We start from the raw sequence: 21,891 nt of genomic DNA, 5'->3' as shown, positions 1-21,891 counted from the left end.
TTGTTCGGCTACTTAGTTATGTTATGTAAATTTTATAGAGCTGTAATTATTGGGATATTTGTCATTCTATTAAGTAAAAATTTGATATAATTATTTGACAGTTTTGAGATAATTTTTTCATTGAAATCTTTTAAATAATTGATTATATATATTTTTTTTATTGATTTTTGAGATAATTTTTTAGCTCAGTTGAGGTAATTAAACATAATGGCCCAATTTAATCACTTCGCACTTGGACTCTTAAATCCAAGTTTTGACTCTCCTTTAGTTGATGCTTTAACAGAGTTAGAGTTACTTCGACATTTACGATTAGAAACAGATGTCCATCCACTTTTATTTGCTCAATTGAAAGATATTTTTCACATGTTGGAGAGTCTTGGCTCTGCAAGAATAGAGGGAAACCATACTACACTTGCTGATTATGTTGAAAGTAAAGTAGAAGGAACACAAAATTCTACCGATCAGCTTAAAGAAATTAATAATATTGAAACAGCAATGGAATTTATCGATGAATACTTAAAAAATGGTGATGATATAACCGAGTATTTTATTCGAGAATTACATAGCTTAGCTGTGATGGGTTTACAACGAGAAGGTGATAAAACACCAGGAGCTTATCGCCAGCATAATGTGAGTATTGCTTTGTCAGAACATTTACCTCCAGATTATATTCATGTTTCTGATTATATGAAAGAACTGACGGCATTTATAAATCAGGTAGATAAACCTAAATATGATTTGATGAAAATTGCATTAGTACATCATCGATTTGGATGGATCCATCCTTTTGGGAATGGTAATGGGCGTACAGTACGACTGTTAACATATGCATTATTAATTAAATATGGGTTTAATGTACAAGCTGGAGGGAGAGTTCTTAATCCAACAGCAGTCTTTTGTAATGATAGAGAACGTTATTATGCAATGCTTTCTGAAGCTGATAAAGGAACAGAACAAGCGTTAGAAGAGTGGTGTATATATGTTCTTTCTGGTATCTCAGTAGAACTTAAAAAGCTAGATCAATTAACTAATCATGCTTTTTTAAGTAAAAAAATATTATACCCAGCGATTGATTTCTCGTTAGAAAGAGAACTTATAAATACTTTTGAATCTAAGGTATTAAAGCAAACAGTAGAGTTAGGAACAATAAAATCTGGAGATCTTCGTAAGATTTTACCTAATTTAAAACCATCCCAAATAACGTATCAACTTAGTAAATTAATTGAAAGAGGGTTGTTGCAACCTATAGAAGAAGGATCTCGAATTTATATTGCAAAATTTTCAAATTCTTATTTGATCCGAAGTGTTATTAAAATTTTAAAAGAGGAAGGATTTATTCATAATTTATAATTATTATTGGGAGTATTATTATTAATAATAAATGATATGTTTATCAGATAAATTTTAGTTTCTGATAAGGAATAACTTTGTCCAAATTAAGCAAACAATTAACCACATTAGCAAAACAAGGGGGCGGAAGTTTTAAAACCGTTGCGGATCGCTTGAAAATAGCCTCTCGCATTGCGGATAGAATGGCAAAACTGAATATTCAAATTCGTGATGTAAAACATATCAAAACAAACCATATCGAACTTTATATCAAAAATCGGCAGGAAGAAGGCATTTCAAAAAGAACACTTCAAAACGAAATGGCAGGCATTAGGAATATTTTAGCAGTTGCTGGTAGAAAAAAGCTTGCTTCACCTCAACATGAAAAACTCAGTAATCATGTGCTTGGTTTATCAAATGCGAGCCGTGATGGTACGAAAGTGGCTATTAGCGAAGAACGGTATTTGTCTGTTTTTCATCATGTAGAAAAGCAAGATATGGGGGTTGCAATGACCATGCAACTAGCACGTTATTTCGGCCTAGTACTTTTAATAGTTTTCTAATTCCTCGTCCTCCCCGTGAAATATTTACTTTAGTACTTATTTTATCCGGATCTATATAGCTATTAAGACCATTAACAGAGCAAAGGGCATAGAAGCGAAGATTTGCTGAGTATTTTAAAAAAGTATTTTTTCTATCCGAATTTATCCAACCTATCATATCTAATATATCATCATAATGTTTACGTAAAAGATTACAACTTGCATGAGCACCATAAATAGGGGTCTTATAATTGGGTTTTCCTGTATATGGATCATCATAATGAAATTTCCAAATTGCTTCATGATGGGATAATCGGTTACGTAATGTTTTAATTCTAACAAATATATCATGAATAGTTGAGCGTTCGTAACCCATTGGTGCATTTGGAAATACTATAGGTGTAAGATTTGGCCAAAGGAGTCTATATCCATGTGTATCTTCGTATACTGATGTGAGTAAATGAACCCAGAATCCAAAAGTTAAACCTGAAATGATTCTATCTGGGGGTGGTTTTTCTCGTTATAAAATCGATATTTATTCTGATATAAATAATCTATTATTATCATTCTATTTATATAGCAATCTATTTATTTTATTGTTCATCTTTTAAAATGAACCGATTATAATTCTTTTTTCCCTAAAAAATATTTTTTGTTTGATTATTTTATGAAGCTTATAGACTTATTATATTTGAATCTAATTTATAATGAAAATGTCTACAATAAACTTAATATTAATGATTAATAAAATAAATTAGGTATTCAAGGTCACTTGCAACATAAAAGTTATATTGCATCATGGTTAAAAACACTTAAAGAAGATCATAAAACCATATTTAGAGTAGCTCGGTATGCTAAGGAGGCATTTGAGTATTTAATATTAAATACGAATAAAAAATAATTATTATTTAGCAAAGTAATATAACGATAATAGATAGAAAAAGGCTTCCGTTTTAGGAAGCCTTTTTATCTTTCGGCAACGGAGTTAAAGGCCAAATAGCTTCATACTGTTCTGCGTATTCTATTCAGTGAATTTATCGTCATTAAATTGAAAGTTAACGAGCGAAAAATAGTATTTAATATGAATTTTATACTGGATTAACTTTTATATTAAATATCTATTATTTAATAGTATTGTTTATTTTATTAAAGCTTATTATCATAAATGGAACTTTATATGTTAAATCTGAAATTACGTTTTCAGCGAATAGGTTTATTCAAAAAAATTAAAAAAGAAATAAATTTAGAAACTCCACCAAATTCTATTTTACCCATATCATTAAACGAGCTTCTTTTATCATCTCATCGTCAACAATTATTAAAATCACTTTGGAATTCATCTTCATTGTCTCAATAGGCTTATATCCAGTTTTATAAAATACCCTTAGAGCAATGTATTTTCTTGATACAACAGTTCCCATTAAGTGAAAAGGGAGCCTATAACTATTTAGGTGAAATGGTTGATTACATGCTTGAAGTTGTAACACGTGCCTCGAAGTTATCTAAAAATTACATGCTTCCTATTGGAGCTTCACCAGAGGAACAAGCTGAACAAAGTACAGTATGGCATGCTGTTATTGTTTATCCCTCGTTGTTTTCTTGTGCGGAATATTTATGTCATTTTGAAGTTGAATTAAAAAGTGGAAAACGATGGTTTCCATTGCAGGAGTCATTAACTGAGCCTTATCGATTTCGATTTATCTCTGAAGTATCACAAAATCAAATGAGATGTTTTGGTGCGATGCTCGCATGGAAAATAATTCCACCCGATGCAATAAATTGGTTAAGCCAATATCCTAAAGTGCTTGAGGCGCTATCAATGTATTTAACAGGATTTAGAGAACAAACAGGTATCGTGGACGAAATTATTTCTAAAGCAGTAACCCTAACACTTGCTAGAACTTGAAGAAAAGCAAGGTTATGGGTATGTGTGTGATGGGCGAAAAAATGCATTATATCCTGCGTGGTTTTGGATGACGGCAATGAATGTGTTTCGTTATACCGCCATTCGCCAAGGGCAACTTCTGCACATTAAGCTGAATGATATTAATCTTGAAGAGAAGTGGATCCATTTATGTGAGGAGGGGGCTAAAAATCACCGTGAACATCGGGTACCGATTGTTTCCGCGTTATACCCATCACTAGAAAATTTAGTGAAAGAAGCACAAAAGGTAGGAGTAGAACCGACAGACCAAGTCTTCAATGTTGGGTGGTTTGATTTAATGAAAAGGAAGAAACATCCCAAGATCATGGGCGAATACCCATTAAGCTCATTTTTTAAACGCTTATCAGCAGAATGTAACTTTATCATATCACCACATCGCTTTCGACATACTGTCGCAACGCATATGATGCAATCACCAGAACGTAATCTTTATGTTGTGAAAAGGCTATTAGGTCATGCCAGCATTACATCGACATTAGAATACATTGATGAAAGTGTTGATAACTTGCGAGATATATTAGAAGCAGAATTGATGTGATGAAAATAACAGGAGGAGTATCAAGATTTGACAGTGATTAGGAAAAAAAGTAAAAGTTACAAATAAAAAAAACAGCCTTGGTTTGAGCAAGACTGTTTATTCAAAGCTTTTAATAAATTTTAACAACAGATAACTTACGTTAAATTTGTGTCTTATCTTAGCTTTTTTGCCCTCTCAGTGATTTAACTCACTGACGAACAAATGAAAGATGGTGCCCGAACTCGGAATCGAACCAAGGACACGGGGATTTTCAATCCCCTGCTCTACCGACTGAGCTATTCGGGCAACGGGGCGTATTAAACCCGATATTGCTTTTCTCGTCAACGTTATTTATCACAAAACTGTTTGATTGCTGTTTTTTTAAACTTATTGGTTAATAAAACGCTATTTATCGCGAAGAAAGAGTAAAAACAAAGCTGAACATAGTTTGTAGTAGCTAGAATTATGGTGACAAAAAATACAATAAGACGGTTTCTTGGCTAGTAACAACAAACAAAGCTTACCCAAATTGATTGAGTAAGCTTTGTTTCTTTAGAGCAAATAATAATTAACGATAGTTGCGTTGAGCCGTACTGACTTTCTCAAGATAACGACGAGATTGGTCGGCAGGGTGCTTATTACGTAACGTGGTATACACTTGCGTAGGCTCTAAGTTGTTAATCATAGCGGCTGCTTGTTTCTTATCGCTATGGAATATGCGTAAGACGCTGCCAGCTCCACCATTGTAAGCCTGTATAACGGCGTAACGGCGGGAAATAGGATCTTTGATATCACCAAGGTAGCTGTTTTGCAGTATTGAAATATAAGCAGCTCCCGCATCGATATTATTAGCAGGATCGAACAAGTAACTGCGGCTTGGTTGCCCTGATTTACCTTGCATGCGAAATACATCTCGTCCTGCCGTTGCTGGCATAATTTGCATTAAACCTAATGCGTCTGAACTACTGACTGCATAAGGGTTAAAACTTGATTCAATTTGCATAATAGCTAGGATAAGCGAAGGTTCAACACCATATTTAGCTGCCGCTTGTTGGACTAATGGTAAGTATTTATGTGCACGTTTATCAAGGTGATTAGGGACTAAATTAATGGTGACATACCAAATTGTATTTATACCAGATTGGCGTTTTTGTAATTTATTGGCAATCAGATAATCAGCAAACTTATTGGCTCGCCATTCCCAGCGTATAGGCTGACCTGTATTATCAAGAACCTGTCCTGATAAAAAAGGTTCTGTACTGTGAGGGATGTTATTGACATCAGAATAGAGGTCTATAGAGCCAGGATCTTCACCCATTAATAATGTAGTGACAATCGCCTTATGTAATTGGAATTGAGGAGCATCACCACCTAGTGTTTCTATCGTGATGGTACCTGCTTCAAAGTTAATATGGCTACGGGTTTTATAAGCGTCAGTATATTTTACGTAGTCTTTAGGGCCGGCTATTAAAACTTCCTTCATCCCCCAAATCATTTCGATATTATTGGCAAATTGCCCCATAAGAATATCGAATGCATTGGTGTCCTTTGCGTAATCAGGTTCAAATGTCTTAGAGGGTTGGCTACTACATGAAATGAGTAGTGGGGCGATAATTAGCAAGAGAAGGATTTTTTTCATGGTCAATTGCATCGCTATGGTGAATAAAAGACCAGAGCCTTAAAGGCTCTGGAAAAGTGAATATTATTTTTCAGGTGGGGTGTAGCCGTCAATATGAACATCATGACCTTCAAATAAAAATCGTACCATTTCTTGTTCTAATAGTTTGCGATCTTCTGGATTCATGGTGTTGAGTTTTTTCTCATTGATCAACATCGTCTGTTTTGTCATCCACTGAGTCCATGCTTCTTTTGAGATCTCATTGAAAATGCGCTTTCCAATTTCTCCTGGGTACAACTGAAAATCAAGTCCATCAGCTTCTTTGTTTAGGAAAGTACAAAAAATAGTTCTGCTCATAATACGTCCTCAATATCGCAGGGATTAGCTTAGGCTAATTGTCTAAGTAAATTCTCTACAGGCGCCGCTAACCCAACGGTTGCAGGTGTCTGTAAGTTATACCAAAGTCCTTTTTGCTCCTCCATCATAGAGGTAAACGTCGAGAGTTTTACGCAAATTGGCACAATATCTAAATGAAAGTGGCTAAAAGTATGTCGAAATGAAATCAGTTGTTCTGATTCATTATTTTCTAGTCCATGCTCAGTTAGCCACAGTTCTAAAAGCGTTTTTGTCTCAAACTGAGGAAAGGCAAATAACCCACCCCATATTCCTGCTGGTGGTCTTTTATCCAACCAAACAAGATTATCATATTGTAAAATAAGAAAATAAGTTGTTTTTTCTGGGATAACTTTTTTCGGTTTTTTTCCAGGATAATCCGCCCAATTGTTTTGAGCATAAGCGATACAACCTGTATTTAATGGGCATAGATCACATTTAGGTTTGCTTCTAGTACAAACCATTGCACCTAAATCCATCATTGCCTGATTAAAATACTCAACACCAACAGTTGGGGTGACGTTTTCACTGATCTCCCACAACTTATTTTCAACTTCTTTTTTACCTGGCCAGCCTTCAACGGCATAACAACGAGCTAAAACACGCTTCACATTACCATCAAGGATTGGATAAGGTTTTTTCAATGATAACGATAAAATAGCACCAGCGGTTGAACGGCCAACACCCGGTAAAGCACAAACGTCCTCAAAGGTATCAGGAAAATGCCCTTGATGTTTATCTACAATGTGTTGTGCTGCTTTATGCAAGTTTCGGGCTCTTGCGTAATAACCAAGGCCTGTCCATAAATGAAGCACTTCATCTAATGGTGCTTTAGCTAACGCAACGACATCAGGAAAACGTGAAATAAAACGCTCAAAATAAGGAATAACCGTTGCAACTTGGGTTTGTTGTAACATTACCTCAGATAACCAAACGTGATAAGGCGTTTTTTCTTGCTGCCAAGGGAGCGTTTTACGCCCATATTTATGATACCAATTGAGTACGACTTGCGAAAATTGCAGTGCTTCCATCATGTTTTATTTTATTAACTCATGTTCTGATTAAGGTAAGATTGCACCACAGTGAGAATAAACTGTAAACACTCTTAATATTTATCTTATAGAGTGATGCTTCTATAAGTGACTCTTGCTAAACTTAGGGATCTTTGGATAATGTCGGTTAAGTTTATACCATAGCGACATTATAACGATTTTAAGTAAATAATTGGCCTAACGACTGACAGTATTAGACATGATCAAGAATGTAATTTCTCCGGAATTCAATGAAGAAGGGCGTGCTTTACGGCGCGTTCGTAGTTTTGTTCGTAGACAAGGCCGTTTAACTCCTCGTCAAGAGCAAGCATTAGAAATGCAGTGGCCTGTTTTTGGCATTGAATATCAACCGGAACCCATCGACTTCAGTCAGGTTTTTGGACGCGAAGCACCTGTTATTTTGGAAATTGGCTTCGGAATGGGCGCATCGCTCGTGACTATGGCAAAAAATACGCCAGAAAATAATTATTTCGGTATTGAAGTGCATGCGCCAGGTGTGGGAGCTTGTCTTGCAAGTGCTGAAGAAGAAAAAGTAACTAATTTGCGAGTCATGTGTCATGATGCGATTGAAGTACTCAATCACATGATCCCAGATAATAGTTTAAAAATGGTTCAGTTATTCTTTCCTGATCCATGGCACAAAGCGCGCCATAATAAGCGCCGTATTGTTCAAGTGCCTTTTGCAGAATTGATTTTAAAAAAATTAACGTTAGACGGTGTTTTTCATATGGCAACAGATTGGGAACCATATGCAGAACATATGCTTGAAGTGATGACAAGTGTTGAAGGTTATCAGAATTTGTCAGAAACTCAGGATTATGTACCACGACCAGAAACACGCCCAGTGACTAAGTTTGAGAAACGTGGTCATCGTTTAGGGCATGGTGTATGGGATCTTATGTTCAAGAGGGTAAAATAATGGCTAAACAACGTAGTCGCCGTTTACGCAAAAAAATGCGTATCGATGAATTTCAGGAATTAGGTTTTTCAGTTAAATGGACTTTCCCAGAAAATACCCCAATTGAGGAAGTGGATCGCTTTGTTGATGAACTGATCCTCAAAGTCATTGAGCCAAATGGGCTGGCATTTGATGCAAGTGGTTACCTGAGCTGGGAAGGTTTAATCTGCTTACAACAAATTGGTAAATGTACAGAAGAGCATCGCCAATTAGTCGAAAACTTCCTAAAAGAGAATAAAATGCAAGATGTACAGACCTCTGAATTATTTGACGTTTGGTGGGACTGATAGAAAGTTATACATTTAGCAAATAATTACAAGGGCATCCAAAAGGATGCCCTTGTCTGTCTGGGGAAGGGACTGTGACTACAACGTTATCTAACGCATTACTGTCAGATATTTTGCAACAAATTCGCCCATTAATCGGGCAAGGAAAAGTCGCGGATTATATCCCCGCGTTAGCCCAAGTATTGCCAGAACAGCTTGCTATGGCTGTTTATACGGTGGATGGCGAACTCTATCAATCGGGTATGGCAGACAAGCGTTTTTCTATTCAATCCATATCTAAAGTGCTTAGTTTGACACTCGCTTTAACTCGTTATGAAGAAGATGAAATTTGGCAACGTGTAGGAAAAGAGCCTTCAGGTCTGCCTTTTAATTCCTTAATACAGTTAGAGATGGAAAAAGGGATACCTCGGAATCCTTTTATTAATGCGGGTGCTATTGTTATCACTGATATGTTGCAGTCTCGATTAAGTGCACCAAAGCAAAGAATGTTAGAAGTTATTCGCTTTCTAACTGATGCTCCTGATATTTGTTATAACTCAGTAGTGGCTAAATCAGAGATGGAGCATCTTAGTCGAAATGCATCAATTGCTTATCTGATGAAATCTTTTGATAATTTTGAAAATGATGTTATCACGGTGCTGGAAACTTATTTTCACTATTGTTCAATAGAAATGAGTTGTACTGAATTAGTTCGATGTTTTAGCTATTTAGCTAATCAGGGTGTAAGTGTTGGAAATAAAAATCAGATTATTACGCCAAGACAGACCCGACAAATAAATGCGTTAATGTTAACTTGTGGTATGTATGATGGTGCCGGTGAATTTGCATTTCGTATTGGGATACCGGGAAAATCAGGTGTTGGAGGTGGCATTGTTGCTGTCGTTCCAGATGCTTTTACCGTTGCAGTTTGGTCACCAGAGCTGGATAAATCAGGTAACTCATTAGCAGGTTGTGCAGCACTTGAATTATTAGCAAACAAAGTAGGGCGCTCGATTTTTTAGCCATGTTTTCAGGAGAGTTGTTATGAATTTAAGAAATATTGCTGTAGCACTGTTTTTTGTTGCAGGCTCTGCCAATGCATCCCCCAGTTTTGATTGTGCTGTAATGCCAAAAGATGATTTGCGCATAACCTCTGAATTTGTTGAAGTTGCAGGTTCACATGGTTTAATGGTCATTTATCCTGATGGCACATTACTCCAAAATGAAAAAAGCGCCACATTGACGCCACAACAACAAGAGTTAGCAAAAAAGTATCAAGCCACAGTTAGACGAGACGTACCTTGGTTAAGAACTGAAACCGGGGTAAAACTGCAAGATTCTCGCAAAGTGCTCGATAAAGTGGTGATTGAAGCTTTTGGTAAAGAAAGCAACATCCTCAATAGATTAAGTCGGTTAGAGAAAGATCTTAATCAACAAATGGATAGAGTGGTTAGCATAGAACCTAATAACATCACCTTTCATGCTCAAGCTATTAAAGAAGTTGAAGCCAAAGGCCGTGAAATCGTAGAGAATAGTCTTGGTGGTATGTTGCAAGACAGCATTAATGAATTGGGGAAAAAACAGTTATTAGCGGCTGCTGGTGGCGACAGTAAAAAAGCCTTAGGTGGATTATTAGGAAGCTTAGATGGTTTCCAAAAAATCATAGATCAGGAGTGGAAGCAGCAAGAAGCTGCATTTACTCAATTTGGTCAGCAAGCTTGTAGTAAAATAACTCAGATGGAAAACCAACATATCGAACTTATTAATTCATTAAATATGAATAAATAATAGCGTTATATTCCTTGTAATTAATAAGCTTTATAAATTGTGAACTCACAATAATTGAAAATAATAATGAAAATCATTCCTATTCAATTGACTTGTGAGATGAGCTGTTTACAATGCCCTGTTTGAGTATTCCACTTAAACAGGGCAAAATTAATGAAGAAGATCCTTCCTTTAGTTATCGCATCTATCCTTTCTGTAACGAGTTTCTCTGCGTTAAGCAAAACGCCAATTGAATATCAACCTAACCAAGTTATTAATCAGCAGAATGACAAGATAGTGATTAAACACTTGTTAGGTGAAACAACGGTCGCTAAAAACCCATCCAAAGTGGTCCTATTTGATTTTGGCCTCTATGATTCTTTAGTTCAGTTAGGCTTAGCCGATAAAGTGGTTGGGTTGCCGTTAGGTAATGCCCCTGCTTACATTAAAGGTAGTATTGCAAGTAATGTTGCTAATGTCGGTGGTATGAAAGCGCCAGACTTAGAAAAACTAGCTGAAATTAAACCTGATTTAATCATTATTACTGGTCGCCAAGGTGCGTCTTATGAAGCTTTAGCGAAAATTGCACCTACTGTTAATTTAGGTACTAATAGCGCTAATTATCTCAATTCAGTTGAGTCGAATATAAAATTATTAGGTGAGTTATTTGATAAACAGCAAGCGACTCAAGAACAAATTACTAAATTAAATAACGTTATTGAGCAAGCTCAGAAAAAAGCTACTGAATCTGATAAAAAAATATTAGTGTTGATGCATAATGCTGGTAATTTAATGCCTAATAATCAAAGTGTTGTTTATGATGTTGTTAAGGCAAAAAGAGCCGAGTTACCACCTGTAGCAGAGGAAGATAAAGGTAAACGTCGTGTAGTTACATCAGAAATGATCGCAAAAGTTAATCCAGATGTTATTTTAATTGTGGATCGTAGCGAAGCCATTGGTGCGGGTAAATTAGAAAAAGCCGCATTTGAAGATGATGCTATCAAAACAACTTCAGCTTATAAAAATGGTGGTATTGTTTATCTGCAAGCTGATCTTTGGTATCTCTCTGGCGGTGGTTTAGATAGCTTAACTAAACAGATTGAAGCAGTAGAAAGTGCACTTTAATTGATTAATCTTTAAAGTTTGTTATTAAAGAAAAATGCCCAACTGAGAATAACAGTATGGGCATTTTTTAAGCTAGCTATTTCAAATCATTAATATTAAAGAAATAGTTCAAGCAATGAGTTGAGGAACAGCTTGCCATGAGGTGTAATTTGCCAATGAGTGTCTGTTTCACTGATATAACCTAAAGCCAATGCTTCATCTATCTGATCGCGAATAACCTCTTCAGAAAGCCCCGTATAATTGCTGAAATCTTGTCTTGGAAATGCTTCTAATAGGCGAAAACGGTTCATAAAAAATTCAAATGGACGGTCATCATTATCAACAAAATGTTGCTGATCGAGATAACGGCCTTCCATAAAACCTTTAGGGTGCTTGGTTTTTACTGTTCGCATTATGCGACCATCTTCAAAACTTATTTTTCCATGAGCACCACAGCCAATACCTAAATAATCTCCAAAACGCCAATAGTTTAAGTTGTGCTCACATTGAAAACCCGGTTTGCAATATGCTGATGTTTCATATTGTTGATAGCCTGCAGCTGTCAATAATTTATCGCCTTCTGAGAAAATATCCCACAACATATCATCGTCAGGTAATTTAGGCGGGCGGGAACCAAATTGTGTGTTGGGTTCAATGGTTAATTGATACCAAGACAAATGTGGTGGGGATAATTCTATTGCTTGCTGTAAATCCGAAAGCGCTTGAGATAATGATTGGTCTGGTAATCCATGCATTAAATCTAAATTAAAACTACGTAAGCCTAATTCTTTGGCTAAACGAGCTGCATTTTTAGCTTCATCTGCATCATGAATGCGCCCTAAGCGAATAAGTTTATCATTGCCAAAACTTTGCACACCAATAGAAATACGATTTACACCAGCACGTTGGAATCCGGCAAAGCGTTCAGCTTCTACGGTTCCCGGATTTGCTTCCATGGTAATTTCTGCATTAGGGTTAACAGCTAAGCGTTCTTTAACACCATAAAGCAAATCAGCCATTGATTCAGCACTTAATAAACTAGGTGTTCCACCACCAATAAATATCGTTTGAACTTCACGAGAACCGACGTGAATAAGATCAGCATCTAAGTCATTGAGTAAATGTTGCACATATTCCTGATGTGGTACTTCACCTTTTAGTGTGTGTGAATTGAAATCACAATAAGGGCATTTTTGTACACACCAAGGAATATGAATATATAAACTTAATGGGGGCAACTTAAGCATTCTTAAGGGCATCCAACATTAATTTAAGTGCTTTACCACGATGCGAGTGCTGATTTTTTTGCTCTTTAGTTAATTGCGCTGCAGTGCAATTTAACTCTGGAACAAAGAAAATAGGATCATAACCAAATCCACCTTCACCATGCATTTCTGTGCTTAATACACCATGCCAAATACCATGGAAAATCAGAGGTGTTGGATCGTTTTCATGGCGCATATAAACCAATACACAATTAAATTGCGCTTGGCGTTTTTCAGTAGGTACATCTTTCATTGCATTAAGCAATTTATCCAGATTTTGCTGATCATTTGCATCTACACCTGCATAGCGTGCTGAGTAAATTCCTGGTGCACCACCTAAAGCATCAACCGAAATTCCTGAGTCATCGGCAATTGCAGGTAAACCGGTTACTTTTGCTGCATAACGCGCTTTAATTAGCGCATTTTCGACAAAAGTTAAGCCAGTTTCTTCAACTGAATCAACACCAAGCTCTGTTTGAGCAACAATATCTAAACCAAAATCAGAAAGCAAAGAGGCTAGCTCTTTGACTTTTCCCTGATTTCCTGTTGCGAGCACCACTTTTTGCATGAGTGTTATCCTTAGTAAAGGGTTGCGCTAAGTAACCATTGTAAAACGTCTACACGCAGATAATTCAGAGCGTAAAGCACGAGAATAACAATCATTGCAGAGAAATCTAAACCGCCCATTGCCGGAATTACACGACGAATAGGTGCCATTAATGGCTCTGTTAATTGATATAAAAGATGATCAATTGGATTACGACCTTGGCTTACCCAGCTAAGGATAGCGCGGATAATGATCAACCAAAAAATCATCTTACCTGCTGCTGTAAGTAGTTCAATAAAAGCAAATGGAAACATTAAAGATAAAGGAAATGATGTTCCAGATAGATAAGATGGAATAATAATACCTAGTAGAATTAATACATATGCCAGTAAAACGGAGGCTGTATCAATAGGGCCAATAGAAGGAATTACACTTCTTAATGGGCGAACAATTGGCTGTGTGATCTTGACGATAAATTGTGAAAAAGGATTATAAAAATCAGCTCTAACACATTGCATCCAAACACGTAATAAAAGTACGGATGTATAGAGTTGAAGAAGAGTCAGAATGACGAAATTTAAAAAATTCATTAGTTGGCCCTGATGAAATTAAAATTGTTTTTCCATTTCTTGCGCACGTTTAATCGCAGCTTGCATGGCAGAAGCGACGTTTTCAGGTAATTTACCTTCATAAAACTGCATAAGCGCAGCGGCTGTCGTTCCACCTTTTGATGTTACCTGCTCGCGTAAAGTTGAGAAAGGTAGCATATGTTGCTTTTCAGCCAAGGCAGTAGAGCCACTTGCCGCTTGTTGCACGATGGCTCTTGCTACATCAGGTGAAAAACCTAAACGTTCAGCTTCTTGTTGCATTGATTCCATAAACAAGAAGAAATAAGCGGGTGCACTACCAGCAACGGCGATAATATCATTGATGGCAGATTCTTGCTCTACCCAAACAGTTGTTCCGACACTTTTCATTAATTCATCGGCGAATTGTTTATCTTGAGATGAAAGTGAATGGCACGCGAACATACCACTTAAGCCTTTACCTACGAGTGCAGGCGTGTTTGGCATAATACGAACGAGTTGTAATTGAGCTGCAAAATAGTCGTTATAACGTGTAGCAGGAATGCCAGCAGCGATAGTGAGGACTAACTTTTTACTCATATCAATATTTTGTAAGGGCTTACAAACTTCTTCCATCATTTGAGGTTTTACAGCCAGTATAATGACATCCGCTTTTTTCACTGCGCTAATATTGTCATTAGTACTATGGATACCAAACTCTTTCTCTAAAGGCTCTCTGCGAATGGCAGAAGGAGAGCTGACGGTTATTTTATGTGCTGGATATCCACCTTGAATCAATCCAGCAATAATGGCTTGAGCCATATTTCCAGCGCCAATAAAAGCGATGTTACGATGTTCCATATAAACCTCTATTTTTACTTAGTCGAGTAATCTCTTGCGCCAAAAATTGCTGTACCAATACGAACAAGTGTTGAACCACAAGCAATAGCAGCATCCATGTCACTCGTCATTCCCATAGATAATGTATCTATGTTGGGATATTGAGATTGTAATTGCTTAAAGGCAAGATGCATTTTTTCTAATACTTCAACTTGTTTGTCATAATTACTTTCAGGTGCGGGAATAGCCATTAATCCACGTAATTTAATGCTTGAAAGAATAGAAATTTGTGCTGCTAGCCCATCAAGTTCAGTGAGATTAATACCTGATTTGCTGTTTTCATCACTAATATTGATTTGAATAAGTACATTTAATGGTGGCAATGAAGTAGGACGTTGATCACTTAATCTTTGAGCGATTTTTAATCTATCAATGGTATGGCACCAATCAAAATTTTCAGCAACAAGGCGTGTTTTATTTGACTGTAGAGGACCGATAAAGTGCCAAACTAAAGTGTGGTTATCAGCAAAATAATTGATTTTATCAACGCCTTCTTGGACATAGTTTTCACCAAATTCAGTTTGTCCACACGCGATTGCTTTTTCGATGTCGCTCGCAGGTTTTGTTTTGCTCACTGCAAGTAGTGTTATTTCTTCTGAAGAACGGCCGCATTTCTGCGCTGCTGTGTCAATGTGAGACCTGACATTGACGAGATTCTGTTTAATAGTATTCATGGCAACTCAGGAGATAATAAGATGAAAATGGAAAATTTAATTGCGTATAGTGTAAAGCATAACGCCTCTGATCTGCATCTTTGTTGTGGCGATGTACCACGATTACGGATCAATGGAATACTTTATCAACAAAATCAATGTAAACCTATCACTTCCGATAGTCTACTTGCATGGCTCAAGCCTTTTTTGACGGATGCCCAAAAGCAAATTTTTGAGAATGAAGGGCAGATTGATACAGCACTTACGTTGCCCTGTGGGCAACGGCTTCGTATTAATTTGTTTCGCCAACAAAAAGGTGTTTCAGCGGTATTAAGGATCATTGAAACACAAATACCTTCTTTAGATAAACTTCGAGTACCCAAGTCGGTTTCAACATTATTAGATAACTATTCTCATGGGCTTATTTTAGTTACTGGGGCTACAGGCAGTGGAAAGTCATCGACATTAGCTGCGATGATTGATCATTTAAATCAATATCAACGTCAGCATATTTTGACACTAGAAGATCCAATCGAATTTATACATAGCAATAAACAAAGTGTTGTTCAGCAACGAGAGGTTGGACGCGATGTGAAAAATAGTGCAAGTGCAATAAAGAGTGCTTTACGTCAAGATCCTGACGTTATTATGCTCGGTGAGTTAAGAGATGCACAAAGTATTAAGTTAGCTTTATCCGCAGCTGAAACAGGGCATTTAGTTCTAGCTACTTTGCATACTCAAGGCGCAACACAAACACTTGAACGTGTTACTAACGTATTTGCAGGTAATGAGCGTCAATGGATTTCATCACAATTAGCATGCAGTTTGAGGGCGATAATTTCACAAGAGTTGGTACCTTCAACTGAAGGTGGGCGAGTGGCATTATTTGAAATAATGCAGGTTACGCAGGGCATTTCGCATCTTATTAGAGAAGGGAAATATCACCAAGTAACAACATTAATGCAAACGGGTAGTGAATATGGCATGCAAACCTTCATGTTAAGTCGCCAGCAACGTCAACATGAAGGATTAATTCAACGAGATTGATTGCTTAAGAGTGAGATTAACAAGACCTGTCGTTTTGCATGACGTGCACTTGTTAGCATTGCTGTTCAAACCAGCTTTCAAGAATAATAACGGCAGATGTTGCATCCACACTGCCTTTATCTAATGAACGATAGCCACCACGCTCAAAAAGGTGAGAACGAGCTTCAACTGTACTAAGGCGTTCATCATGCAAGGCAATTTGTACACCAAATCGACCATGTAGGCGATTGGCAAATTTTTTTGCTTGGGTTGTGACTAATTGCTCTGTGCCATCCATATTAAGAGGTAAACCCACAATGACTAAATCAGGTTGCCATTCTTTTATGATTTTTTCGATCTGAGACCAATCAGGAATGCCGTCTTTGGCTTTAAATGAAGCTAAAGGTCTAGCAGTTCCTGTGATTTCTTGACCAATAGCAGCACCAATACTTTTAGTGCCAAAATCAAAGCCCATTACTGTTCTGTTTGACATTATGCGTGACCCGCTATAGGCGAAATAGTATGGATATTAATCCCAATTAATTCAGCGGCTTTATGCCAACGTTCAGCAATAGGGGTATCAAAAATAATCTGAGGCACAGCTTCAACTGTAAGCCAACTATTTTCTAAAATCTCTTTCTCTAACTGACCTTGTTCCCAGCTGGAATATCCCAAAGAAACTAATGTTTTTTCTGGTTGTCTTGCTGTGCCTAAGGTTTCTAATACATCTTTGGATGTTGTGATCATGGTGCTGTCACTGATTTTTATGCTAGAGCTAAAACCTGACACCGGAGTATGTAAGATAAAACCATGCTCTTCTGCAACTGGACCTCCTGACATCACAGGTTTTTGTAAGCTAATCGCTTCGTCTCTGTCCGTTGAAAAAATCTCTAGTTGATCTAATACGCCTTCCACTGAGATATCTTCGATAGGTTTATTAATAATTAAGCCCATCGCACCGTTTTCATTATGTTCGCAAACATAGACGACCGAACGCTCAAATAACGGATCGCTTAATGAAGGCATAGCAATAAGAAAATGGTTAAGTAAATTCATAATAGTAATACTGTTCCCTGATCATTTTTAGTAAAAAACCTAGCCCTTTTATACATTGTATTTCTTAATGTATACCATCTATTTATATGTAGGGGCTAGGTTCAGACTTTTAAACCCTTTAGCGGGGGGATTAAAAGTTAGTTTTTCTTATTTAGGCGTACTTCAATTGCATCCATTAGCATACCTGTTACAGATACATCAGGATAAGCAGCTTCAATTTCACGCGCACAAGTTGGGCTTGTGACGTTAATTTCAGTCAAACGATCGCCAATAACATCTAAGCCAACAAAAATAAGGCCTTTTTGCTTAAGAATAGGTGCGACTTGACGTGCAATTGCCCAATCACTCTCTGTTAATGGGCGAGCTTCACCACGACCACCAGCCGCTAAATTGCCACGAGTTTCCCCTTTTGCAGGAATACGTGCTAAGCAATAAGGAACAGGTTCGCCGTCTACAACAAGAATGCGTTTATCACCATCAACAATTTCAGGTAAGAAATTTTGCGCCATACAGAAACGATGGCCATGGTCTGTGAGTGTTTCGATAATGACACCTACGTTAGGATCGTCTTTTTTCAAACGGAAAATAGATGCGCCACCCATACCGTCTAATGGTTTGAAGATCACATCACCGTGTTTTTCATGAAAAGCACGTAAATGTTTAGCTTCACGGGTAACTAAAGTATCTGGTGTTAATGTTGGGAACCACGCTGTGAAGAGTTTTTCGTTACAATCACGCAAGCTTTGTGGCTTATTAACAATGAGTGTTCCCATTTCTTCTGCACGCTCTAAAATATAGGTTGCGTAGATGAACTCGGTATCAAAAGGCGGATCTTTACGCATTAAAATAGTATCAAGTTCACCTAAAGCAATATCTTGCTCTTGGCCAAATTCAAACCATTTTTTGGGGTTTTCTTCTACACTGAGTAAACGAGTATGAGCGCGAGCTTCACCTTGATGTAGGTAAAGATCGTTCATTTCCATATAATGAATTTCCCAACCACGGCGCTGTGCTTCTAATAGCATGGCAAAGCTGGTGTCTTTTTTGATTTTGATGGATGAAATTGGATCCATCACAATACCTAATTTAATCATTACTTCTCCTTTATCCCAGATCGCCGAACCGAACCTGCAAAGCGGTGATTGCGGTGAGCGCTGTTGTTTCAGTTCTTAATACACGAGGACCTAATAAAATATCAGTAAAATGGTGCTCTGCTGTCATGGCTATTTCTTCGGGGGAAAGCCCACCTTCAGGGCCAATCAATAAGCGCACTTTTTTAACAGGTAAGGGTAAGGTATTAATACTTTGGTTTGCTCTAGGGTGTAAATTGAGTTTTAAACTATCATCATTTTGAGCACACCATTCTTCTAATGATATCACTGGCATCAATTGTGGAAGTGTATTTCTACCACACTGTTCACAGGCTGAGATAATAATTTTTTGCCATTGTTGATGTTTTTTCTCTAAACGGCTTGGATCTAGTTTAACACCACAGCGCTCTGAGATCAGTGGCGTAATTGTATTTACACCTAACTCTACTGATTTTTGAATAGTAAACTCCATTTTCTCACCTCTAGACAATACTTGCCCTAAATGGAGGTCGAGAGGGGATTCTTTATCATCAACAATGCCTTCATTTACTTGCACTGTGACTGACTTTTTTGTGCTTTCAATGATTTCGGCATCAAACACCTGGTTTGAACCATCAAACAATGCCAGTTTTTGCCCTGTAGACATTCTTAATACACGCCCAACATGATTAGATGCTTCGTCATCTAATGTTGTTTGCGTGCCTGTTGTGAGTGATTCTGGATGATAAATGCGAGGAATACGCATAACGTGAAACCCTTACGTAAAAGATGGTTAACCGTGATAAATAAAATATGTGATATGCATCATACGCATGACATTATGGCATGCAAGTTATCACTTTGCTTTTATCGTTATTATAGCGTGAGTTTTCTTGCGAGTTTTGTCGCAAAATTTCATGTTTTTAGGGTAATTATAAAAGAATTCTCGGTGTTCAATTTGTTCTCTTATACTGTTAACTAACAGGAGCTGTAAAAAATAAGGAATTGATATTTATGAATTTTATTTATTTTCTTTTTAAACGTGATTTCTTGCTCTCTTTTCTTCGTTGTTTTTTTATGACAATTAAAATTTGTACATTTTATTCATTATTATCTTTATTGCCTAAATCTCGGCGTTATCAGCTTATTTTTAGTTGTTTTGTTATTTTTCTTTATTGGATGTCTTCAATTAATTCATTGTCTTTATTGATAACATTTTCAATGTTAACTTTTTATTTATTAACGCTTTCTATTTTTGATGCGGACTATTTTTTGTTGCCTAATGACTTAACATTTTGGTTGTTATTTTTAGGATTATCAATAAATTATACAACATATGGTTTAGTCCTTTTTCATCATGCTTTTTATGGTTTTTTAATGGGAACGGGGCTGTTTTATGGCATTTATTTATGGGGATATTTTATTTATCAAGAATGTGTATTGGGTTTTGGTGATGTGAAATTGTTTGGTGCAATTGGCGCATGGTGTGGATTTGAAAAATTACCTTATATTCTTTTAGGTGCTTCTTTGTTGGGGCTTTGTGTGTATTGCATCGTATTAATAACCACAAAAGAATATTTAAACAAAGTCGCATTTGGTTCTTGTTTATCTTTTTCGACACTAATGGTGCTTAGTTTCTATTTTTAGTTTATTGATAATTTTATATTTACAACATTTAAAATGGGTAATGTTTTGAATAATAAAGAAGGTAGTGTGCAGAAATACGTAAATAAATCAGCACACTATAAAATTGATTATAGATTTTCTGTTATAAATTGCTGCCAACGTTTTGTATTACCTAAATATTTTTCAACTGATATCAGGTGATAACCTTGAGCATCTTCAATAAATAGTGTCGGAAAACCACGGCCATTAACTTGGCTCATTAATTGCTGTGTTTGACTTAAATGTTGTTGAGTTTGTGCTTTATTAATTTCAGACAGTAAAGATGCAAACTGTTCAACATCAAAGTCTAGCTTTTTCACAATAAATAACAGTGTGTTTTTATCACTGATATTTAAACCGTCAAGGTAATAGGCTTCTTGTAATGCTTTTAATAAATAAACGTCACGCTTTCCCATTATTTGGGCAACAAGAATAGCTGAAATAGGTAACAGAGAGTTTAATACCATTTCTGTGTTACCAAGAGTATCACGGTATGCATGACTAAATACTTGACCTGATAACTGACTAATACGTTCATCAATGGGGGTGACGTGCTCTTTCCATGATTGACCACCGGTTACGGCTCTTGTTGGTGTAAATAAACCACCACCATGTAACTTAATAGCATCTGGAAATATATTACTCACTACTTCAATAAGGGGAGCAATGCCATAACACCAACCACAAAGAGGATCGTAAACATAGTGCAATGTTTTAGTACTATGAGTGTTACCTGTACTGCTTGTTACTGAGGCCATTGCATCTCTCCTTTAAGTACTTTTGCACTGAGCTCTAAGCTTGATTTATCTGCTAAATTCTGATGAGTTTTTTCCATCACTGCAATAAATTCATCTGAATTTTTTGTCTTTTCAAGATTTTTCTCAGCCTCAATTAGATAATTCATTGTAAAGTCAACTGCTTGTAGACTATATGTTACTTTAGGTAAATAGTGGCCTGGAATAACAGTTTTTGGTGAGAGTGATTTTATTTGTTGCAATGCTTTAACCCAATGTTGGCGCTCTGTGATAGTTTGAGTATCTGCTAACCAGACATGAATATTTTCATAAACTAAAACACCCCCCATCACTGCGTTCAGTTTTGGAACATAAAGATATGTTCTATCTGGAGATTGGCTATCTAATCCTTTGATAGAAATAGTCTCTCCTTCAATAGAAAAACTATCGCCTGTTACCTCTTCAGGAATGATGATTTTTTTAGGGGCATTTTCTTTAAGTACTGTGCTCCAGTAGGCCAGTTTTCCTGCTTGGGTTTCGTTGATTGCATTGATTGTGGGCGCAGTTGCAATCACTTTAGCATTTGGAAACGCATCAGTAATAACATCTAATCCAAAATAAAAATCAGGATCTGAATGGCTGATATAAATATAAGTCAGGTTTTTTCCAGAAGCTTTGATCTTATCAACTAAGGCTTGTGCATCATTTTTCTGAAATTGAGCATCAATTAAAACAGCATCTTTATCACCATAAATAATTTCAGAAGAAACAGGAAAAACACTCGCCTCTCCTGGATTATAGATATCTAATGTTAATTCAGTAGCTAATGCTGAAGTTGCGAAGAAGGCGGTTGTTGCAAGTGTTAAAGGAAGTAATTTTTTCATCTTTTGTTTTCTCCATAATGTTGTTGCTGACTAT

25 protein-coding genes, 1 tRNA gene and 1 pseudogene are annotated in these 21,891 nt (G+C 36.6%); 12 read left to right on the top strand and 15 right to left on the bottom strand.

Features of this window, described 5'->3' with window-relative positions:
* Window positions 1–207 precede the first annotated feature (207 nt).
* The 5 genes and pseudogenes from ABN080_RS06930 (at window position 208) to ABN080_RS06910 (ending at window position 4,354) form a co-directional block, all read left to right on the top strand.
* Window positions 208–1,350 carry a Fic family protein gene (locus ABN080_RS06930; RefSeq protein WP_349440689.1) on the top strand — a complete coding sequence of 381 codons (1,143 nt, stop codon included), beginning with the start codon at window positions 208–210 and terminating at the stop codon, window positions 1,348–1,350.
* Window positions 1,351–1,427: 77 nt separating this feature from the next.
* Window positions 1,428–1,871, top strand: a pseudogene (locus tag ABN080_RS06925) (phage integrase N-terminal domain-containing protein); the annotation flags it as partial.
* A 760-nt stretch (window positions 1,872–2,631) separates the two neighbouring features.
* Window positions 2,632–2,772, top strand: a complete 141-nt coding sequence (locus tag ABN080_RS06920) for a zincin-like metallopeptidase domain-containing protein (RefSeq protein WP_371032669.1) — start codon at window positions 2,632–2,634, stop codon at window positions 2,770–2,772.
* A gap of 462 nt (window positions 2,773–3,234) precedes the next feature.
* Complete coding sequence (locus ABN080_RS06915; protein WP_349440874.1) at window positions 3,235–3,777, top strand: TraI domain-containing protein; 543 nt, start codon at window positions 3,235–3,237, stop codon at window positions 3,775–3,777.
* The gene (locus ABN080_RS06910) at window positions 3,764–4,354 is read left to right on the top strand and encodes a tyrosine-type recombinase/integrase (RefSeq protein ID WP_349440688.1); all 591 of its coding nucleotides are present in this window, start codon (window positions 3,764–3,766) and stop codon (window positions 4,352–4,354) included. The genes ABN080_RS06915 and ABN080_RS06910 overlap by 14 nt, the downstream gene beginning before the upstream one ends.
* A 209-nt stretch (window positions 4,355–4,563) precedes the next feature.
* Here ABN080_RS06910 and ABN080_RS06905 read toward each other — a convergent pair.
* The 4 genes from ABN080_RS06905 to mutY all read right to left on the bottom strand — a co-directional run bounded on the left by ABN080_RS06905 (window position 4,564) and on the right by mutY (window position 7,378).
* Window positions 4,564–4,639 (bottom strand) — tRNA-Phe (locus ABN080_RS06905).
* A gap of 262 nt (window positions 4,640–4,901) precedes the next feature.
* On the bottom strand, window positions 4,902–5,972 hold the full coding sequence (gene mltC / locus ABN080_RS06900; protein ID WP_115350598.1) for a membrane-bound lytic murein transglycosylase MltC: 1,071 nt from the start codon (window positions 5,970–5,972) through the stop codon (window positions 4,902–4,904).
* 63 nt (window positions 5,973–6,035) lie between these two features.
* Window positions 6,036–6,308 (bottom strand): oxidative damage protection protein, encoded by a 273-nt coding sequence (locus tag ABN080_RS06895; protein WP_072071114.1) that lies wholly within the window; start codon window positions 6,306–6,308, stop codon window positions 6,036–6,038.
* Window positions 6,309–6,337: 29 nt separating this feature from the next.
* On the bottom strand, window positions 6,338–7,378 hold the full coding sequence (gene mutY / locus ABN080_RS06890; RefSeq protein ID WP_197269473.1) for an A/G-specific adenine glycosylase: 1,041 nt from the start codon (window positions 7,376–7,378) through the stop codon (window positions 6,338–6,340).
* A 217-nt stretch (window positions 7,379–7,595) separates the two neighbouring features.
* On the opposite strand from mutY, the gene trmB reads away from it, so the two are divergent.
* The 5 genes from trmB to ABN080_RS06865 all read left to right on the top strand — a co-directional run bounded on the left by trmB (window position 7,596) and on the right by ABN080_RS06865 (window position 11,512).
* A complete protein-coding gene (gene trmB, locus ABN080_RS06885) occupies window positions 7,596–8,315 on the top strand; it encodes a tRNA (guanosine(46)-N7)-methyltransferase TrmB (RefSeq protein WP_197269472.1) in 720 nt (239 codons plus the stop codon).
* A complete protein-coding gene (locus ABN080_RS06880; protein WP_006534836.1) occupies window positions 8,315–8,641 on the top strand; it encodes a YggL family protein in 327 nt (108 codons plus the stop codon). Before trmB ends, ABN080_RS06880 begins: the two co-directional genes overlap by 1 nt.
* A 74-nt stretch (window positions 8,642–8,715) precedes the next feature.
* On the top strand, window positions 8,716–9,642 hold the full coding sequence (gene glsB / locus ABN080_RS06875; protein ID WP_072071111.1) for a glutaminase B: 927 nt from the start codon (window positions 8,716–8,718) through the stop codon (window positions 9,640–9,642).
* A gap of 22 nt (window positions 9,643–9,664) precedes the next feature.
* Entirely contained in the window at window positions 9,665–10,408 is a 744-nt protein-coding gene (locus ABN080_RS06870) for a DUF2884 family protein (protein WP_196553649.1), read from the top strand.
* Between the two features lie 153 nt (window positions 10,409–10,561).
* Window positions 10,562–11,512 carry a siderophore ABC transporter substrate-binding protein gene (locus ABN080_RS06865; RefSeq protein WP_349440687.1) on the top strand — a complete coding sequence of 317 codons (951 nt, stop codon included), beginning with the start codon at window positions 10,562–10,564 and terminating at the stop codon, window positions 11,510–11,512.
* A 95-nt stretch (window positions 11,513–11,607) separates the two neighbouring features.
* Here the strand turns inward: ABN080_RS06865 and hemW are convergent, their stop codons facing one another.
* The 5 genes from hemW to ABN080_RS06840 are packed head-to-tail and all read right to left on the bottom strand — an operon-like array spanning window position 11,608 to window position 15,443.
* Window positions 11,608–12,738 carry a radical SAM family heme chaperone HemW gene (hemW, locus tag ABN080_RS06860; protein ID WP_349440686.1) on the bottom strand — a complete coding sequence of 377 codons (1,131 nt, stop codon included), beginning with the start codon at window positions 12,736–12,738 and terminating at the stop codon, window positions 11,608–11,610.
* Window positions 12,731–13,324 (bottom strand): XTP/dITP diphosphatase, encoded by a 594-nt coding sequence (locus ABN080_RS06855; RefSeq protein WP_197269470.1) that lies wholly within the window; start codon window positions 13,322–13,324, stop codon window positions 12,731–12,733. Before ABN080_RS06855 ends, hemW begins: the two co-directional genes overlap by 8 nt.
* 11 nt (window positions 13,325–13,335) lie before the next feature.
* Window positions 13,336–13,893, bottom strand: a complete 558-nt coding sequence (locus tag ABN080_RS06850; RefSeq protein ID WP_072071106.1) for a YggT family protein — start codon at window positions 13,891–13,893, stop codon at window positions 13,336–13,338.
* A gap of 18 nt (window positions 13,894–13,911) precedes the next feature.
* On the bottom strand, window positions 13,912–14,730 hold the full coding sequence (proC, locus tag ABN080_RS06845; protein WP_349440685.1) for a pyrroline-5-carboxylate reductase: 819 nt from the start codon (window positions 14,728–14,730) through the stop codon (window positions 13,912–13,914).
* Window positions 14,731–14,744: 14 nt separating this feature from the next.
* Complete coding sequence (locus ABN080_RS06840) at window positions 14,745–15,443, bottom strand: YggS family pyridoxal phosphate-dependent enzyme (RefSeq protein WP_349440684.1); 699 nt, start codon at window positions 15,441–15,443, stop codon at window positions 14,745–14,747.
* Between the two features lie 21 nt (window positions 15,444–15,464).
* On the opposite strand from ABN080_RS06840, the gene ABN080_RS06835 reads away from it, so the two are divergent.
* On the top strand, window positions 15,465–16,469 hold the full coding sequence (locus ABN080_RS06835) for a type IV pilus twitching motility protein PilT (protein WP_349440683.1): 1,005 nt from the start codon (window positions 15,465–15,467) through the stop codon (window positions 16,467–16,469).
* A gap of 52 nt (window positions 16,470–16,521) precedes the next feature.
* On the opposite strand, the gene ruvX is transcribed toward ABN080_RS06835, so the two are convergent.
* The 4 genes from ruvX to rsmE all read right to left on the bottom strand — a co-directional run bounded on the left by ruvX (window position 16,522) and on the right by rsmE (window position 19,340).
* Window positions 16,522–16,941: a Holliday junction resolvase RuvX gene (gene ruvX, locus ABN080_RS06830; RefSeq protein ID WP_072071102.1), complete on the bottom strand. Its 420-nt coding sequence runs from the start codon at window positions 16,939–16,941 to the stop codon at window positions 16,522–16,524.
* Window positions 16,941–17,504, bottom strand: a complete 564-nt coding sequence (locus ABN080_RS06825; protein WP_349440682.1) for a YqgE/AlgH family protein — start codon at window positions 17,502–17,504, stop codon at window positions 16,941–16,943. The genes ruvX and ABN080_RS06825 overlap by 1 nt, the downstream gene beginning before the upstream one ends.
* Window positions 17,505–17,641: 137 nt before the next feature.
* The gene (gene gshB / locus ABN080_RS06820) at window positions 17,642–18,598 is read right to left on the bottom strand and encodes a glutathione synthase (protein WP_349440681.1); all 957 of its coding nucleotides are present in this window, start codon (window positions 18,596–18,598) and stop codon (window positions 17,642–17,644) included.
* Between the two features lie 10 nt (window positions 18,599–18,608).
* Complete coding sequence (rsmE, locus tag ABN080_RS06815; RefSeq protein ID WP_196553658.1) at window positions 18,609–19,340, bottom strand: 16S rRNA (uracil(1498)-N(3))-methyltransferase; 732 nt, start codon at window positions 19,338–19,340, stop codon at window positions 18,609–18,611.
* A 455-nt stretch (window positions 19,341–19,795) separates the two neighbouring features.
* Here rsmE and ABN080_RS06810 point away from each other — a divergent pair, with 455 nt between their 5' ends.
* Window positions 19,796–20,221 (top strand): prepilin peptidase, encoded by a 426-nt coding sequence (locus ABN080_RS06810; RefSeq protein ID WP_196553659.1) that lies wholly within the window; start codon window positions 19,796–19,798, stop codon window positions 20,219–20,221.
* Between the two features lie 107 nt (window positions 20,222–20,328).
* On the opposite strand, the gene ABN080_RS06805 is transcribed toward ABN080_RS06810, so the two are convergent.
* Together ABN080_RS06805 and ABN080_RS06800 are read right to left on the bottom strand one after the other, a co-directional pair.
* Window positions 20,329–20,997: a DsbA family protein gene (locus ABN080_RS06805; protein ID WP_349440680.1), complete on the bottom strand. Its 669-nt coding sequence runs from the start codon at window positions 20,995–20,997 to the stop codon at window positions 20,329–20,331.
* Entirely contained in the window at window positions 20,985–21,857 is an 873-nt protein-coding gene (locus ABN080_RS06800; RefSeq protein WP_349439695.1) for an MBL fold metallo-hydrolase, read from the bottom strand. Before ABN080_RS06800 ends, ABN080_RS06805 begins: the two co-directional genes overlap by 13 nt.
* Window positions 21,858–21,891 lie beyond the last annotated feature (34 nt).

Source organism: Proteus sp. fly-1089 (genome assembly GCF_040138965.1).
GTDB lineage: Bacteria > Pseudomonadota > Gammaproteobacteria > Enterobacterales > Enterobacteriaceae > Proteus > Proteus vulgaris_B.
The sequence above is the reverse complement of the archived record's forward strand: the minus strand, read 5'-3'. Positions and strand labels throughout refer to the sequence as shown.

What these genes read in the sequence shown, in the direction of transcription:
- trmB (WP_197269472.1), top strand. Translation starts at nt 7,596, where the DNA reads ATGATCAAGAATGTAATTTCTCCGGAATTCAATGAAGAAGGGCGTGCT.
- ABN080_RS06880 (WP_006534836.1), top strand. Translation starts at nt 8,315, where the DNA reads ATGGCTAAACAACGTAGTCGCCGTTTACGCAAAAAAATGCGTATCGAT.
- ABN080_RS06895 (WP_072071114.1), bottom strand. Translation starts at nt 6,308, where the DNA reads ATGAGCAGAACTATTTTTTGTACTTTCCTAAACAAAGAAGCTGATGGA.
- ABN080_RS06835 (WP_349440683.1), top strand. Translation starts at nt 15,465, where the DNA reads ATGAAAATGGAAAATTTAATTGCGTATAGTGTAAAGCATAACGCCTCT.
- ABN080_RS06850 (WP_072071106.1), bottom strand. Translation starts at nt 13,893, where the DNA reads ATGAATTTTTTAAATTTCGTCATTCTGACTCTTCTTCAACTCTATACA.
- ABN080_RS06870 (WP_196553649.1), top strand. Translation starts at nt 9,665, where the DNA reads ATGAATTTAAGAAATATTGCTGTAGCACTGTTTTTTGTTGCAGGCTCT.
- proC (WP_349440685.1), bottom strand. Translation starts at nt 14,730, where the DNA reads ATGGAACATCGTAACATCGCTTTTATTGGCGCTGGAAATATGGCTCAA.
- ABN080_RS06805 (WP_349440680.1), bottom strand. Translation starts at nt 20,997, where the DNA reads ATGGCCTCAGTAACAAGCAGTACAGGTAACACTCATAGTACTAAAACA.
- hemW (WP_349440686.1), bottom strand. Translation starts at nt 12,738, where the DNA reads ATGCTTAAGTTGCCCCCATTAAGTTTATATATTCATATTCCTTGGTGT.
- ABN080_RS06855 (WP_197269470.1), bottom strand. Translation starts at nt 13,324, where the DNA reads ATGCAAAAAGTGGTGCTCGCAACAGGAAATCAGGGAAAAGTCAAAGAG.
- ABN080_RS06825 (WP_349440682.1), bottom strand. Translation starts at nt 17,504, where the DNA reads ATGAATTTACTTAACCATTTTCTTATTGCTATGCCTTCATTAAGCGAT.
- ABN080_RS06865 (WP_349440687.1), top strand. Translation starts at nt 10,562, where the DNA reads ATGAAGAAGATCCTTCCTTTAGTTATCGCATCTATCCTTTCTGTAACG.
- ABN080_RS06930 (WP_349440689.1), top strand. Translation starts at nt 208, where the DNA reads ATGGCCCAATTTAATCACTTCGCACTTGGACTCTTAAATCCAAGTTTT.
- ruvX (WP_072071102.1), bottom strand. Translation starts at nt 16,941, where the DNA reads ATGTCAAACAGAACAGTAATGGGCTTTGATTTTGGCACTAAAAGTATT.
- mutY (WP_197269473.1), bottom strand. Translation starts at nt 7,378, where the DNA reads ATGATGGAAGCACTGCAATTTTCGCAAGTCGTACTCAATTGGTATCAT.
- ABN080_RS06800 (WP_349439695.1), bottom strand. Translation starts at nt 21,857, where the DNA reads ATGAAAAAATTACTTCCTTTAACACTTGCAACAACCGCCTTCTTCGCA.
- gshB (WP_349440681.1), bottom strand. Translation starts at nt 18,598, where the DNA reads ATGATTAAATTAGGTATTGTGATGGATCCAATTTCATCCATCAAAATC.
- ABN080_RS06810 (WP_196553659.1), top strand. Translation starts at nt 19,796, where the DNA reads ATGTTAACTTTTTATTTATTAACGCTTTCTATTTTTGATGCGGACTAT.
- ABN080_RS06840 (WP_349440684.1), bottom strand. Translation starts at nt 15,443, where the DNA reads ATGAATACTATTAAACAGAATCTCGTCAATGTCAGGTCTCACATTGAC.
- mltC (WP_115350598.1), bottom strand. Translation starts at nt 5,972, where the DNA reads ATGAAAAAAATCCTTCTCTTGCTAATTATCGCCCCACTACTCATTTCA.
- rsmE (WP_196553658.1), bottom strand. Translation starts at nt 19,340, where the DNA reads ATGCGTATTCCTCGCATTTATCATCCAGAATCACTCACAACAGGCACG.